This window comes from Klebsiella sp. OBRC7, from assembly GCF_000293135.1.
GTDB lineage: Bacteria > Pseudomonadota > Gammaproteobacteria > Enterobacterales > Enterobacteriaceae > Klebsiella > Klebsiella michiganensis.
In genome coordinates, this window is record NZ_ALNJ01000085.1 from 315712 (window position 1) to 330885 (window position 15174).

Annotated in this window: 12 protein-coding genes and 2 pseudogenes; 10 read left to right on the top strand and 4 right to left on the bottom strand. The window is 54.4% G+C overall.

Annotation, left to right across the window (positions count from 1 at the left end):
* Positions 1-73: 73 nt before the first annotated feature.
* A complete protein-coding gene (ycjG, locus tag HMPREF1144_RS17630; RefSeq protein WP_004850227.1) occupies positions 74-1039 on the top strand; it encodes an L-Ala-D/L-Glu epimerase in 966 nt (321 codons plus the stop codon).
* Here ycjG and mpaA read toward each other — a convergent pair.
* The gene (gene mpaA / locus HMPREF1144_RS17635; RefSeq protein ID WP_004850230.1) at positions 1030-1743 is read right to left on the bottom strand and encodes a murein tripeptide amidase MpaA; all 714 of its coding nucleotides are present in this window, start codon (positions 1741-1743) and stop codon (positions 1030-1032) included. The genes ycjG and mpaA overlap by 10 nt on opposite strands.
* A 189-nt stretch (positions 1744-1932) precedes the next feature.
* Between mpaA and HMPREF1144_RS17640 the strand changes: the two genes are divergently transcribed.
* On the top strand, positions 1933-3549 hold the full coding sequence (locus tag HMPREF1144_RS17640) for a peptide ABC transporter substrate-binding protein (protein ID WP_009653393.1): 1617 nt from the start codon (positions 1933-1935) through the stop codon (positions 3547-3549).
* A gap of 131 nt (positions 3550-3680) precedes the next feature.
* Here the strand turns inward: HMPREF1144_RS17640 and HMPREF1144_RS17645 are convergent, their stop codons facing one another.
* Positions 3681-4244 carry a DJ-1/PfpI family protein gene (locus HMPREF1144_RS17645; RefSeq protein WP_004850235.1) on the bottom strand — a complete coding sequence of 188 codons (564 nt, stop codon included), beginning with the start codon at positions 4242-4244 and terminating at the stop codon, positions 3681-3683.
* 766 nt (positions 4245-5010) lie between these two features.
* Between HMPREF1144_RS17645 and tssB the strand changes: the two genes are divergently transcribed.
* From tssB to HMPREF1144_RS17685, 7 genes and pseudogenes are all read left to right on the top strand, one after another.
* The gene (tssB, locus tag HMPREF1144_RS17650; protein WP_009653531.1) at positions 5011-5502 is read left to right on the top strand and encodes a type VI secretion system contractile sheath small subunit; all 492 of its coding nucleotides are present in this window, start codon (positions 5011-5013) and stop codon (positions 5500-5502) included.
* Positions 5503-5542: 40 nt separating this feature from the next.
* Positions 5543-6451: pseudogene (gene tssC / locus HMPREF1144_RS17655) on the top strand (type VI secretion system contractile sheath large subunit); the annotation flags it as partial.
* Between the two features lie 48 nt (positions 6452-6499).
* Positions 6500-6757, top strand: a complete 258-nt coding sequence (gene tssK / locus HMPREF1144_RS32420) for a type VI secretion system baseplate subunit TssK (protein ID WP_227500446.1) — start codon at positions 6500-6502, stop codon at positions 6755-6757.
* Positions 6757-7889: pseudogene (locus HMPREF1144_RS17665) on the top strand (contractile injection system protein, VgrG/Pvc8 family); the annotation flags it as partial. The gene tssK and the pseudogene HMPREF1144_RS17665, both read left to right, overlap by 1 nt.
* 138 nt (positions 7890-8027) lie before the next feature.
* Positions 8028-8567 carry a type VI secretion system lipoprotein TssJ gene (tssJ, locus tag HMPREF1144_RS17675; protein WP_157214912.1) on the top strand — a complete coding sequence of 180 codons (540 nt, stop codon included), beginning with the start codon at positions 8028-8030 and terminating at the stop codon, positions 8565-8567.
* A gap of 1 nt (position 8568) precedes the next feature.
* Positions 8569-9024: a type VI secretion system baseplate subunit TssE gene (gene tssE, locus HMPREF1144_RS17680; RefSeq protein WP_004850246.1), complete on the top strand. Its 456-nt coding sequence runs from the start codon at positions 8569-8571 to the stop codon at positions 9022-9024.
* A gap of 23 nt (positions 9025-9047) precedes the next feature.
* Positions 9048-10382 (top strand): VasL domain-containing protein, encoded by a 1335-nt coding sequence (locus tag HMPREF1144_RS17685; protein WP_009653403.1) that lies wholly within the window; start codon positions 9048-9050, stop codon positions 10380-10382.
* Positions 10383-10459: 77 nt separating this feature from the next.
* On the opposite strand, the gene HMPREF1144_RS17690 is transcribed toward HMPREF1144_RS17685, so the two are convergent.
* Both HMPREF1144_RS17690 and HMPREF1144_RS17695 read right to left on the bottom strand, forming a co-directional pair.
* Positions 10460-12139, bottom strand: a complete 1680-nt coding sequence (locus HMPREF1144_RS17690; protein ID WP_009653401.1) for a glycoside hydrolase family 43 protein — start codon at positions 12137-12139, stop codon at positions 10460-10462.
* A gap of 54 nt (positions 12140-12193) precedes the next feature.
* A complete protein-coding gene (locus tag HMPREF1144_RS17695) occupies positions 12194-13633 on the bottom strand; it encodes an MFS transporter (protein WP_162557807.1) in 1440 nt (479 codons plus the stop codon).
* Between the two features lie 894 nt (positions 13634-14527).
* Here HMPREF1144_RS17695 and HMPREF1144_RS17700 point away from each other — a divergent pair.
* A partial coding sequence (locus tag HMPREF1144_RS17700) for a carbohydrate porin (protein WP_009653420.1) occupies positions 14528-15174 on the top strand: 647 nt, incomplete at its 3' end.

Sequence of the window (15174 nt, forward strand, 5' to 3'; positions counted from 1 at the left end):
CGTCGCGGCTAGTGTATGACATCCGTCATCAGCACGGCAAATCCTTTTAATACTTACCTGCGAGGTTCAGGGAATGCGAAATCTGCGAGTCTATGAAGAAGCCTGGCCGTTACATACTCCGTTTGTGATCGCCCGCGGCAGCCGCAGCGAGGCAAAAGTCGTGGTGGTGGAGATTGAAGAGAATGGCGTCAAGGGGACAGGTGAGTGCACGCCCTATCCTCGTTACGGAGAGAGTATAGCCTCGGTGATGGCGCAGATTATGGCGATTGGCGAACAGATTGAACGCGGCGTCTCTCGTGAGCAGATTCAGCACCTGCTGCCCCCCGGGGCCGCGCGTAACGCCGTGGACTGCGCGCTCTGGGACTGTCAGGCGCGCAGCGCGGGTAAGAGCATCGCGCAGCTGTTGGGCGTGACGCTGCCCAACCGGGTGGTTACGGCGCAAACGGTGGTTATCGGCACGCCGGACCAGATGGCGGCCAGCGCGGCGGCGCTGTGGGAAAAAGGGGCCACGTTGCTGAAAGTGAAGCTCGACGATCATCTGATTAGCGAGCGGTTGATTGCCATTCGTGAAGCGGTTCCACAGGCAACGCTCATCGTCGATGCCAACGAAGCCTGGCGCAGCGATGGCCTGGCCGAACGCTGTCAGCTGCTGGCGGATATCGGCGTGGCGATGCTGGAACAGCCGCTTCCGGCTGGGGCCGATGAAGCGCTGGAGAATTTTATCCACCCGCTGCCCATTTGTGCCGATGAGAGCTGTCATACGCGCGACAGCCTGGCGGCGCTGCGCGGCCGCTATGAGATGGTCAATATCAAACTGGATAAGACCGGCGGTCTGACCGAAGCGCTGTTATTGGCTGAGGAGGCGGAGCGCCTGGGATTTGCGCGGATGCTGGGCTGCATGCTGTGTACCTCAAGAGCCATCAGCGCGGCGCTGCCGTTGGCGCCGCTGGCCCGTTTTGCCGACCTCGATGGCCCGACCTGGCTGGCGGTAGACGTTGAGCCGGCGCTGCATTTCAGCACCGGCGTGCTTCATCTTTGAGGATGCCAGTGCAGCAGGTCCGTCATCGCCTGAAGGTATTTATCCGTCGCCTCGTCGGCGGATATCGGCGGGAATTCGGCGGTGATGCAGGGCAGGCCGATATCCGCGCACCAGCTGCCAAAGGAGCCGGGCGTTTCATAGCCGACGCTGCCCACCAGCGGCAGGCTGAACGCCCCGGCAAGCCACTGCCCCAGCGCGCTGTGGCCGGGGTCTTCAATACAGGCCAGCGGATCGTGAAACGAGACCACCCACGCGGGATGGATCTGGTGGATCAGCTGGCAAAGCGCCTGGGTTTCCGGTTCTGAACCGGGTTTTTCGCCGGTGAGCAGAACCACATCGCGCTGTTCCGCCGCGCTGTTCCAGCGATAAACCGTTTCACCTTCTTTCCAGTTTGCCGCCGGAAAATTCCGGTTCAGGTCGATGCCGCGCGCGTTGGCGCGCAGCCCCAGCTGGCAACCGTCCGGGTTGACCGCCAGCACGACATGATGGCGGCGCAGCTCGGGTTTGAGCGTACGTAGCGCGCAGGAGAGGGTGACAATCGATGCGTTTTCATCGCCGTGGGTACCGGCAAGGATCAGGCCGCTGCGGCTGTCGGCCAGCGGTGCAGGGAACCACAGCAGCGGCGCGCCGAGGTGAGACTGGCCATAGCGTTGTGTGCCGGGCGGAAAATCACCGCGCTGAGGGCGAGGACGAGAAACGGGCATAGGGCATCCTGTTGTCAGGTTATTTTTCAGCAGTGTTGTGTAAAACCGTCCCGGAATCAAATAGTTTCCAGCGAGGACGAAATCAGCATATATGTCAACTTTCTTTCACAAGCCGTTTGCAATTTCAGGTGATGAAACAAATAATTATCGCACTGCCAGCTCTGGTTTTTTTATTTTAAAGGGGATCTTATGAAGTATCCTGTCACATTGACATGCGGCGCGCTGTGGTTAGCCAGCGTCTCTTCTCTTGCCTGGGCGGCCGATGTCCCGCCGGGCACCGTATTAGCCGAAAAACAGGTGCTGGTGCGGCACATTAAAGATGAACCCGCCTCCTTAGATCCCGCCAAAGCCGTCGGTCTGCCTGAAATTCAGGTTATCCGCGATCTTTTTGAAGGTTTAGTCAATCAGGATGAGAAAGGCAATCTGATCCCTGGTGTGGCGACTCGCTGGCAGAGCAATGATAATCGCGTCTGGACGTTTACCCTGCGCGATAACGCCCGCTGGTCCGACGGAACGCCGGTAACGGCGGAGGATTTCGTCTATAGCTGGCGGCGGCTGGTTGATCCCAAAACCACGTCCCCGTTTGCCTGGTTTGCTGCGCTGGCCGGAATCGCTAATGCGCAAAATATTATTGATGGTAAAGCCGCGCCGGATACCCTCGGCGTTACCGCCGTGGACGCGCGTACCTTGCGCGTGCAGCTGGATAAACCGCTGCCGTGGTTCAGCAATCTGACGGCGAGCTTTGCTTTCTATCCGGTGCAGAAGGCTAACGTGGAGAGCGGCGACAACTGGACCCGTCCGGGAAGCCTGATTGGCAACGGCGCGTATGTCTTAAAAGATCGCGTGGTGAATGAAAAGCTGGTGGTGGTTCCCAATACGCACTACTGGGATAACGGTAAAACGGTGATCCAGCAGGTCACATTTACGCCCATTAACCAGGAATCGGCGGCCACCAAACGTTATCTGGCCGGCGATATCGATATCACCGAGTCGTTCCCGAAAAATCTGTACCAGAAGCTGCTGAAGGATATTCCGGGGCAGGTCTATACCCCGCCGCAGCTGGGCACTTATTATTACGCGTTTAACACGCAGAAAGGGCCAACCGCCGATGAGCGCGTCCGCCTGGCGCTCAGCATGACTATCGATCGCCGTCTGATGGCGGAGAAAATTCTGGGTACCGGCGAGAAACCGGCCTGGCGCTTTACCCCGGACGTGACCGCAGGCTTTACCCCGCAGCCGACGCAAATCGAGAGCATGAGCCAGGCCGAGCTGAATGCCCAGGCCAAAGCGCTGCTGCAGGCGGCGGGCTACGGTCCGAACCGTCCGCTGAAGCTGACGCTGCTGTACAACACCTCGGAGAACCATCAGAAAATCGCGATTGCGGTGGCTTCCATGTGGAAGAAAAATCTGGGCGTCGACGTGAAGCTGCAAAATCAGGAGTGGAAAACTTATATCGACAGCCGCAATACCGGCAACTTCGATGTGATTCGCGCCTCATGGGTCGGGGATTACAACGAGCCGTCGACGTTCCTGTCGCTGCTCACCTCGACCCACAGCGGTAATATCTCCCGTTTCAACGATCCGGCCTACGACAAAATTCTGACCCAGGCGGCGCTGGAAACGTCGGAAAAGGCGCGCAATGACGATTACAACGCGGCGGAAAAAATTATTATGGCGAAAGCGCCCATCGCGCCGATTTATCAGTACACCAACGGGCGTCTGATTAAACCGTGGCTGAAAGGGTATCCGATAGCCAATCCGGAGGACGTGGCCTATAGCCGCACAATGTATATTGTGAAGCACTGATGGTATGGCATTGCCGATAATCTTTTTTAACTGCCATTAAAACCGATGCTGGCGCGATTTTTAGCGCCAGCATCGCCTTCAGACGGTAGTCCCCGATGATCCGTTCCGGCCTTTTATATTTGTCAGGCTTGCTACTGCAACAATTCAGCAAATTTCGCCAGCCATTGCGGATGAGCGGGCCAGGCGGGGGCAGTCACCAGATTGCCATCCACATGCGCCCGATCGATACCGATGTCGGCAAAATGTCCGCCACTGAGCCGCACTTCCGGCGCGCAGGCCGGATAGGCGCTGCAGGTGCGGCCTTTTAATACCCCCGCAGCCGCCAACAGCTGAGGGCCGTGGCAAACGGCAGCAATAGGTTTACGCGCTGCATCAAATGCCTGCACCAGTTTAAGCACTTCCGCATTCAGGCGCAGATATTCTGGCGCCCGGCCGCCGGGGATTAATAGTGCGTCGTAATCCTGTTCTTTCACCGTTGTAAAATCGGCGTTGAGAACAAAGCGGTGCCCGGGTTTCTCACTGTAGGTCTGGGCGCCGTCAAAATCATGGATCGCGGTCATAATGAAGTCGCCTTTTGTTTTATCTGGACAGACCGCATCAACCTGATGACCGATCATTTGTAATGCCTGAAACGGCACCATAGTTTCGTAATCTTCGGCGTAATCGCCCACCAGCATCAGAATCTTTTTGCCCATCTTATTCACTCCTGTATGAAGAAAGGTGTCTAAGATATAGCCTGGCGGGAGAGGGAAAGCGAACCTGTGGATGATGGACGGCTGACGGGAACAGGACGCGTTGCTTTCGAACGGGCGCTGGCAATCTCTGCCGGCCGGACCTTTAACCGGTAAACCCGCTTTACCCGGCGCCAGGCAGGTATTAATGAGCGAGAGGTATTATTGTAAGCACCGTTTTAATATATCCGCTGAATGAAATGCCGCTGTTTCTTTTACGCTCAGCGCAAGGCTATACGTGGTCCGGTTTAACCATCGATACCGGATATATGAAACGTATTATTTGTAAGTTCTATATTAATCCTGTCAGTCATTAATTATAACCATATCCATGCCTGGCACCGGGATTTTTCATGTTCTGTGAAGAGTAAATAATAATTTATTTCTTACGCCCCTGTTCGCGCACGTTTCAGTATCCGGAATGACAAGTATTTGCGTTTCATACTGATTTGCATCAATCAACTCTGTGTATTCAGATATGAATTTAATTCGTGTTGCTTCATGAGGTATACATTCTGCCTTTATTGTAAGCAAATGGTTGTTATTACATACCGGCTTTGTTTGTCTGATGCGTTTCATTTTTACATTTGCCTTAAGATGTCTGAGGAAAGTCTTATAATGGACTTTGCAACCGGCAGGCTGATATTTTTTTTAGCGCTTTGCTCTACTATATTCTGGTCATCACACACCGTTATCTTTAACACATTATTCCTCACGGGAAGGGACTGCTATGGCTGATACGTTCCAGAATGAGGTGCCCAAGGCACGCATTAATTTAAAGCTGGCTCTGCATACTGGAGGCGTGCAGAAGAAAGTCGAGCTGCCGCTGAAACTCCTCGCCATCGGTGATTTCAGTAATGGCAAAGAAGACCGGCCATTATCGGAAAGTGCAAAAATCAACGTCAATAAAAATAACTTCAACAGCGTACTTTCGGAATTCAGTCCGGAAATCAGCCTCACGGTACAGAACACGCTGGCCGGCGATGGCGCCGAAGAAAATATTCAGCTCCGCTTCGCCGATATGAAAGATTTCGAACCGGAGCAGGTGGCCCGCCAAATCCCCCAGCTCCGCGCCATGCTGGCGATGCGGAATTTATTACGCGACCTCAAATCCAACCTGCTTGATAACGCCATTTTCAGAAAAGAGCTCGAAAAAATCCTGAAAGATCCGGCGCTGACGCAGGAATTACGCGACGAAATGAGCGCGCTGGCCCCGAAATAAACGGCGTGCGTTATTTAATGGATTAACCGGGAATATGCTGATGTCTGTAAATACTGAAACCACCCCCGCGCAGGGGCAGACCGCTGTACTGGAAAAAGAGAGCGTTTACGCCTCCCTGTTTGCCAAAATCAACCTGACCCCGGCGTCCCGCCTGGGCGATATTAACGACTTTCTGGATGATGCCGCGCTGTCCGACGCCCCGGCGGGCGAACGACTGACGGCGGCGATGCAGGTATTTATGGACTGCATCCGTCAGTCCGGAAAGAGCGTGGAGAAGCTCGACAAGACCCTGATTGACCACCATATCGCGGAGCTGGACTATCAAATCAGCCGCCAGCTGGACGCGGTGATGCACCATCCTGAGTTCCAGAAGGTGGAATCCCTGTGGCGCGGCCTGAAGCAGCTGGTGGACAGCACCGACTACCGCCAGAACGTCAAAACCGAAATTCTGGACGTCTCCAAAGACGATCTGCGCCAGGACTTCGAAGACGCGCCGGAGCTGATTCAGAGCGGCCTCTACTGGCACACCTACACCGCCGAGTACGACACCCCGGGCGGCGAGCCGATCGGCTCGGTGATTTCCGCGTATGAGTTCGACGCCAGCCCGCAGGACGTGGCGCTGCTGCGCAATATCTCCGGCGTCTCCGCCGCGGCCCATATGCCGTTTATCGGCGCCGTGGGTCCTGCCTTCTTTCTGAAAGAGTCCATGGAAGAGGTTGCCGCCATCAAGGATATCGGCAACTACTTCGACCGCGCAGAGTACATCAAATGGAAATCCTTCCGCGACACCGACGACGCACGCTATATCGGCCTGGTGATGCCGCGCGTGCTGGGCCGCCTGCCGTATGGTCCGGACACCGTGCCGGTGCGCAGCTTCAACTACGTCGAGCAGGTGAAAGGCCCGGACCATGAGAAATACCTGTGGACCAGCGCCTCGTTCTCCGACGCGCAAAGGAGCGATCTGCCTCCGGCACCACGTGAGTGAGATGCCGGCCAGCTGGCAGGTCGTGATGCGGTAACCGTCGTTATCGCACTGCCTCACATGCAGCCAGGTGTTGCCAACGTGGAACAGGAAGGCGTCACTCCAGACCGGCCGCTTCGTTATCGTGAAGAATGGGTGACTTTGCAGGATGCCTTTGGCTCTGAAGAAGAATCCATGGCCGTTGCCCGGTTTAATTTCACTATCCGGTTTGCCCATGAAAGCAATGATGCCTGGAAAGTCTGCCCGGTAGCAAGGCTTAAAGGAGTGACGTAATGGATAACTGGTCAGCGCTTTTCGACGGACAGACCCGATACTTTCTGGATATCAATGACAGCTCGGTGAAGCCGGATGTTCTGCGCTTTTACGGCAGGGAAGCACTGAGCGAACCCTTCAGCTGGGACATCGAGTTCACCACGCTGCAGGCGAACATCCCCCCGGAAGAGGTGCTGATGAAATATGCCTCTTTCCGGATGCGGAGCGGTAAAAGTGTGCACGGCATGGTGACCCGCCTGGAATGGCTTTCCACCTCAAAGGACCAGTTTCACTACCGGCTTACGCTCAGTTCGCGCCTGGCGCTGCTGGGATACACCCGGCAGTGCGTCGTGTTTCAGAACCAGTCCGTTCCTGAGGTGGTTGAGCCGGTGCTGCGTAAACACGGTCTGGAAGGTCCTGATTTTGAATTCAGACTGGAGCGCACCTACCCGCCGCGTGAAATTATCACCCAGTGGCGGGAAACGGACCTTGAGTTTATCCGGCGCATTCTGTCTGAGGTGGGAATTTACTGGCGCACGATGATGGACGATGTGCGCGGTCTGGATACGTACATTTTTGCCGACAGCCAGCTTAACTACCAGTTTGACGTGCGCCTGCCGTACCGCGAGCCATCGGGTCTGTTTGACGGCGCGGCAGAGTCGGTCTGGGGCCTGCCATACACCGAACGTTACTGTTTCCGCCTGGCGGAAATCTTGCGTCCGAAAATTCACGGCACGCTTCCGGCCCGGGGTGAGAGCCGGGAGAAAAACGATATCTACGCTCATCAGGACGAGCAGGGTCGCTACCGGGTGAGGCTCGACTTCGACCGGGAGGGGACGGAACCCGGTTACGGGTATCTGTAGCTGCGGATGGCGAAACCGTATGCCGGTGAAACGCTGGGCTGGCATACGCCGCTCATCGATGGCACCGAAGTGGCGATTGCGTACAGCAACGGTGATATTGACCTGCCGTACCGGATGTTGACAGCCAGCTAGAGATGTTTGAGCAGCGGCTGAAACTGCTTAATGAAGCGGTGCTTTTCTCGGCGCCGGAAGGGATGGCGCTGACCAGCGGGGAGCATTTGCAGATGACGGCGTCGAAAAACGTTGCCGTTAACGCCGTGGGCGATATCAGTGCCGGGGTGATGGGCAATCACCCTTTATGCTCGGCATGACGGGGATACTGGGCGTGGAGGGAGAGGAGAGCCCGCCCGATATCCCCTCCACCTTTACTATTGAGCCTGGCGGCTATTGCGGAATGCCGTCTGCAACTTTACAACAAGGAAACCAGCGTGTTGCATACCACTTCGACTAAACGATGGAGTTTACTTCTTATGCCTTTACTGCTGACAGGCTGTGGCCTGACGCAGAAAATTAGCGACAGCACCTCATCGGCGGTGAAATCGGTGTTTTATAAGCAGGTAAACGTCCTGCATCTGAACGTTACCGCCCGGGCGGAACTGAACACCGATGAGCGGGAGAACAGCTCGCTCTCCCAGCCGGTGATGGTGTGGGTCTACCAGCTCAGTGACCGCAAGGCGTTCGATAAACGGGTCTATCAGCATCTGGTCACGGAAAGCGAGGAGGCCGACGGAGACGAACGGCTTGCCAGCCGTAGCCTGGTGGTAAAACCCGGCGCTGACGTCAGCCTGGATATGCCGATGGACGAGAAGGCGCAGTTTATCGCGGTGGTGGGGTTATTCCGGGCGCCGGATATGGTGAAGAATGACTGGAAGCTGGTGCTGAGGCGCGATGATCTCGATCCCGACAAACCGCGCATTATTGAAGCCAGCCATAACCGCCTGACGCTGAAACCCCTGAAGGATGACTGAGATGCCCACACGCCATAACGCCCCCTCGCTGTATGAAATGCTGTACGGCAACTTTACCGGCAGACTCGACCTGCATCAGGTCAGTGAGGAAAACCAGGTTATTCTGTCGGTGCTGGATAATATGCAGCGCGTCCTCAACTGTCGCGCCGGGACGCTGGCGCACCTGCCCGATTACGGCCTGCCGGATATGACTAAAATCCTCCAGGGGATGCCGGGTACGGCCCATGAGCTGATGGGCATCCTGTCGGCCGTATTGCTTAAATATGAACCGCGGCTGCAGAAAATTGACGTGGTTCTGCTCGAGCAGACTATTCCCGGAGAGCTGCGTTACGCCATTGACGCGGAGCTGAAGGGCGTAGGCCTGGTGCGCTACGGCACCGAATTTATGCCCGAGGGCAGGGTGCTTATCCGCCACCTCAAACAGCAGCAGTACCTGGAAGTCCGCTCCTCAATCTAGTTTTTATTCTGGCTGAAACTATCATGACGACTCCTTCTAAATGTTGCCTGAAAACCGGCGGCGATCCGCGTACGCTTGCGGATTACGCGCGCCTTCGCGATGAAATGAACAAACTGACCCATCCGGCGCGCCCGGATGTCAACTGGCGGCTCGCGGAAAAACTCTGCCTGTCGCTGTTTGAGCACAACGGCGTGGAGCTACAAACTGCCGCCTGGTATACGCTTATCCGCACGCATCTGGCGGGGCTATACGGCATGAATGAAGGGCTGGCCATACTGGTCGCGCTGGTCTCCCGGCAGTGGGGCAATGTGTGGCCGCAGCCGACGACTGCGCGAATCAAAATACTCAGTTCGCTCAGTAAACGGCTGCAGCAGGCGATGCGCACGCTGTCGCTGACCCATATCGACCTGAGCCAGCTTTACCAGGCAGCAGCGCATCTGACGGCGCTGGATGACGTCCTGCAGCGTATGGAACTCAAACATGCCGGCCAGCTTGATGCCCTGTCTATCCTACTGCACAACGCGGCGGTGCGGCTGGAGAGCAGCGAAAATAAAGAGGAGACCGCGCCGCAACCGCCCGCGCCTGAACCGGCCCCTTCCAGCCTCCCTGAACCGACCGCGCAGGTGAAATGGGTCTATGTCGCCGAACCGGCATCGCGGCCGAATACTGACGTTGTGACGGCATTCCCGGCGCCCGCGAAGCCCTGGAGGCCGTTTGTCGCCGGGATGCTGACTATGCTGGCGCTGGCCGGGGCCGCGGCGGGAGGATGGCGGGCAACGCACCCGTCCGATTCGGGGCAGATGCGGTTTCCCGCCCGGCTCTCTACATTACCTACGGTGCTTTCCGCTGAGCAGTTACAGATGCTGCGACAACAATCCCCCTCGGCCGAGACGGGGATAAAACAGACTCAGCAGCAGCTGGCGCAGCTTTTACAGCTAAAACCGGACTGGGCTTTGAGTTATGGCACTCATCTGGCGCAGCAGGCGCTGACACTATGGCCAGAACAGGCGAAACCGCTGGCGCAACAATGGCAACAGCAGGTCAGCGCCGCCGCGCTTCCCGTGGAGAATCTCAGCGGTTGGCACCAGGGAATGACGCAGCTACAGCAGTTGACGAACCGGCTTAACGCGCTGGATGAACAGAAGGGGCGGTATATCACGGTGAGTGAGCTGAAGTCAGCGGTGTTTGCCATAACGCAGTCGCTCAGCCGTACCGTTCCGGCGGAAGAGCAGCTGCGGCAACTCTCCGCACAGCCGCACAATCAGCCAGGGTCTGCGGCACAGCAGAACCAGACGGAGCAGCATCTGCAACAACTGATTGCCCGCTATGCTGTGCTGAAACAAAAAACGGCGGAATAACCCCGCCACACCCGGCACCGGCGCGCCTGTCGCGCCGGTGCTTCCTTTCAGCGTTTAATTTCCCCAGACAGGGCTATCTAATAACGCCGTAATTCACTGGCTTCCCAGCTATACGCGTCCCTGGCGATTAACGTGTCGCCAAGCTCCTGATAATCGAAATGATAAAACTCAGCGCGGGCGCCATAACCGGAGTAGTCGACTGCCGCAAGGCCAACAAACGCTCCGGTAAAGAATCCGCCATAGCTTTGCAGGACATAATCATCCGAAAGGATCGCAGCATCTAGCTTCACAGGGATTTCAGTGAACTCAACCCCATCAAAGCTATATTCATAGCTATACGTTTCCTTCCTGACTTTCGTCCGGAACCAGACATATTCAACGTGCTCCGGGACCTTGATGGCTTCATCTTTTAAATATGATGTATACCGCCCTCGGTTATTCTCACCTATTTCAATGACCTTACCGTTAATTTCATTCCAGGTAATGAACACAAAACTCCAGTGACGATCGTTATAGTAATTCGTTAATCCGGCCATTTGCTGGTAGTTAAATGGATTAAATTTAACTTTAACTTTCGCATCAAAATAAAAGGCTTGCCAGCGTCGGGCAATCAGCGACAGGTCATGGGTATTCGCTAAAGATCCCTGGCCAATTAACGTTAACTTGCCATCGCCGGTGGTACCCATTTTTTCTGTAAACGGCACCCGCAGTGTGTTCCAGTTACCATCGAGTGTCGCCGTTGTAAATTCGTCGTGCTGGCTACGGTCTTCCGGACTTTCGGTATCAATGGCATCTTTCGGGCCTTCGACAAACGTCTTTCCGCCGTGACCGCCTTCAATACGCGGCCAGCCGCCTTCATCCCAGTACACCTTCTGGATAGCCGTTTCTCTGCCCAGCGTTGACCAGCCGCGAGGATCGTAGACTGACTCACCCGGGCGATTCCACGGACGCGCGCAGAGTGAGGCGTAGTACCATTCGCCGCCGGGGGTGGAAACCAACGCGCCGTGCCCTTGCTTTTGGATGTAGTTGTCTGGCGTATCGACGTTGGTTAAGAAGACCTCACCCGGCTCCGTTTCAAAGCTGTTGGCGTCTAAGGTTTTAGAACGCGCAACCACTTCCTGGTGCGTAAATACGGTGCCCCCCTGGGCGGCAAAAAGATAATAATATCCGTTCAGTTTATAGAGATGCGGCCCTTCAACGAGCCCAACGGCGGTCCCACGATAAACGGTACGCGCGGTCTCTGGCATTAATTTCAGGTTTTTTGTATCCAGTTCAGTTAACGTGATGCCGTCAAAGGGATGGTGATATTCGCGATGGTCCCAGGTTTGCTGCACGATATATTTCCGGCCATCATCGTCGTGGAAGAGAGAAGCATCAAAACCTACGCCATTAAGCTTAATGGGGTCTGACCACGGGCCGCGGATATCGGTTGCGGTGGTCAGATAGTTTGTCATGTCTTTAAAGGCGCCTTCGGTGACTTTGACGTCGGTATACACTAGCCAGAATTGACCGTCGGCATAAGAGAGCGCCGGCGCCCAAATACCGCCTGATGAGGGGTTGCCTTTCATATCCAGCAGGGTGGTGGTTGACAGGGGCGCAGGGAGAAGATTCCAGTGCTCCAGGTCTTTTGACTCATGTAAACGAACGCCAGGGAACCACTCAAACGTAGAGTTGGCGATATAGTAGGTGTCCTCGACACGGATAATGCTGGGGTCGGCATTAAACCCACGTAAAATAGGGTTTTGAATAAGTGACATATCATTACACCTTTTTATTTAAATGTTCCAAATGCATTTAATTTATATTTTTAACTACACGCGGACTTCATCAAGCTGACGGTTGATATCGGTCACGTTTTTGTCAGAGATGGGATAAACCTGCATGATGATCATCGATACGATGGCTAACGCGATAGGGATCCACACCGCGGTCATAATGATCCCGTCGATAGCGCTGGCGCTTTGCTGGGCGCCGGTTTCATTAAAGCCATAAACGGCCAGTAACCACAGGGGAATCGCGCCGCCGATGGTAAAGCCGATTTTGAAAAAGAGGCCCATAATCGCATTAATGATTGCCGCATTTCGCTTGCCGGATTTTAATTCGCCATACGCAATCACTTCAGGAACCAGCGCCCACATAAAGCCGGTCGCGGACGTTAAGCCCCATTGTTTAATGAAGGTGGCGATGTAAGCAAGCCAAAGCGCATCGTGCATGCCCTCGCGTGACCAGACGTAAGTCAGTAGCTCGCCGACAATAAACATGGCCAGAAAAATATGGAAGAAGCCTTTTTTACCAAAAATTTTCTTGAGTTTGGGCCAAAAAATAGGGAATGCGATGCCCGGTATGGAGGCGACAAGGCCTACGGCGCCCATCCATTCTGAATGACCGACAACGTACTGATTGAAAAAGCCGTTAACCGTGTTCATGAAAAACATGAACGTGAAGGCCAGCATGAAAAACAGCCCGAGAATAACCAGCGGGCGGTTATGTTTGAGTTCAAGGAACAGATCGGTCGTTTTGACGTTGGCGGTCTGTTCTGCCGTCGCGACAACGCGTTCTTTCGTAAATTTATAGCAGATGAAAAGCGCCACCGCGCCGATTAGCATATACACGGAGTAGACACCGAACCAGGCGTAGTTGGCTGATGGATCGGTATAGTTTCCCAGATTGAGCTCAATGCCGAAAAAACCGGTGTCCTTAAGGCTGCGATCTTTTGGTGAAGCCATCTGTACAAACATCGGGAACAGGGTATAGACAAGAAGATTGGCGCTATTGGCCAGCATCATTCGGGTACTGGTGAGTTTATCAATCGATTCCGGATCCCGGGTCAGGGACGCATTAAGCGAACCATAAGGAATATTCACTACGGAATAAACTAAATCCAGAGCCAAATAAACGATGAAGGCAAAAGGTACCGAGCCTCTGACCCCAGGAATGGGAGCAAAAAGTAAGGCGGAGAGAATCACCAGCGGTACGCCGGCTCTTAACAGCCAGGGGCGATATTTACCTGCTTTTGACGTTCTTTTGTCAACATACGTGCCGACCATCGGATCCCAAAAGACATTGATGATTCGGACAAAAAGAAATATAAACCCTGCCGTTGCCGTGCTGATGGTATTAACCGTCAGCATGTGAAGAGCCAGAAAGCCGCCTATTGTGCCAAAAACCAGGTTTTGAGCAAAGTCGCCCATACCATAACCAATACGTTCTCCACGCGTTAATTTATGATATTCATCATGGCGGCTTTGCATTATGTTTTTACTCATTCTGAGCAGACTCCGGTGTGTTGTGTGGATGTGTAACAATTTCTGACATAAATGATCTCGAAGAATCTATTACGTTTTTAAATTAATTTATTATGTTTTTTTACTTCTGTGATCATCGAAGCAAAGCCTCCTCCGGACCCTCCATTTCACTTGTTGATTAACGCTTTACAAGCTATACCCCGGTAGATTTAAAACGCCGCAAAACCGGCATTTTGTTTTATTGTTTTTTTACTCTGGCCACTCCAGAAAATGTACTCTACAGGGTTATCCGCGCGCTGAGTAAATGGCGCGAATATTTGCGAGATGGCTCACGTTTGAGCATTTTCTTAATCACGGAGTGAAATAACGTAATTGAGCAACCGGCCAGGAGAATACAGGATGTGTCACAGTTGTTAATTTTTCGCTTCATAAATTATGGGATTCATCATGCCATCTTGTGCTGAGCGGGGCGCTGCCAACGGTTTGACTCACCCATGCGGCGGTGCCGGGGCGGCAGCTGGCAGCGGCCGGACCCTGTGTACCGGGGATGCAGGGCAAAGCGTTAGCGCCCTGAACGCTACCCACCGTCTGGGGGGCAAAACGTGATGCTGTGAGTAGGGAGGACGTCGCCATCGTTTTAAACCACGGCGTTAATTTCGGCGTATGCCCCAGCGCATTCAACGAATTCACTGCTGGCCGGGAAACTATCCAAAGTGATAATTCACCCGGGCTGCGCTAATTCTTAAACAACAACTATGGAGATCGGATAACCCTAATAGTGTAAAGCCTCTGTTGACGTACAAAATAAAAATTAAATTGTTCTTATGATAGCGACATATTCTGATTGCCCAGAATGGGATTGTTATTATCTGAATAAAATTAACCTATATTGAGATAATTATGACAATGATAAAAAAACTTCCATTACCCATGGCGGTTATCGCCGCGCTTTTCCCATTTACCTCTGCAGTCGCCCAAGAGTTCACTCAAGAACAGATAGACGCCATTGTGGCGAAAGCCGTCGATAAAGCCCTGGCCGAACGCCAGGCGAAAATCGACGCCGCGGCTGATAAAAAAGTGGATGTTATCACCAATCCGCAGACCACCGCGGCCACGCCGGATATGGCGATCCCCTTCGGCCTGAAGTTCAGCGGCTACGCCCGCTACGGCGCGCAGTTCCAGACCGGCGATCAGAAGTTTGTCGGCGTGGATGGCTCCTATAACGGCGCTTCGGCGATCGGCCGTTTAGGCAACGAAGGCAACGGCGGCGAATTCCAGATAACCAAAGCCTTCAAGAGCAGTAAAGGCGCTATCTGGGATATCAACGTCATGTTTGACCACTGGAGCGATGAAGTTAACCTGAAAAAAGCCTACGTCGGCGTCACCAACGTGCTGGAGTCTAACCCCAACGCCTATATCTGGGCCGGCCGCGACTTCCATCAGCGCCCGCAGCAGGGGATCAACGACTACTTCTGGATGAACCACGACGGCCAGGGCGCCGGGGTGAAGAACTTTGATATCGGCGGCGTTCAGTTTGACGTGGCGGG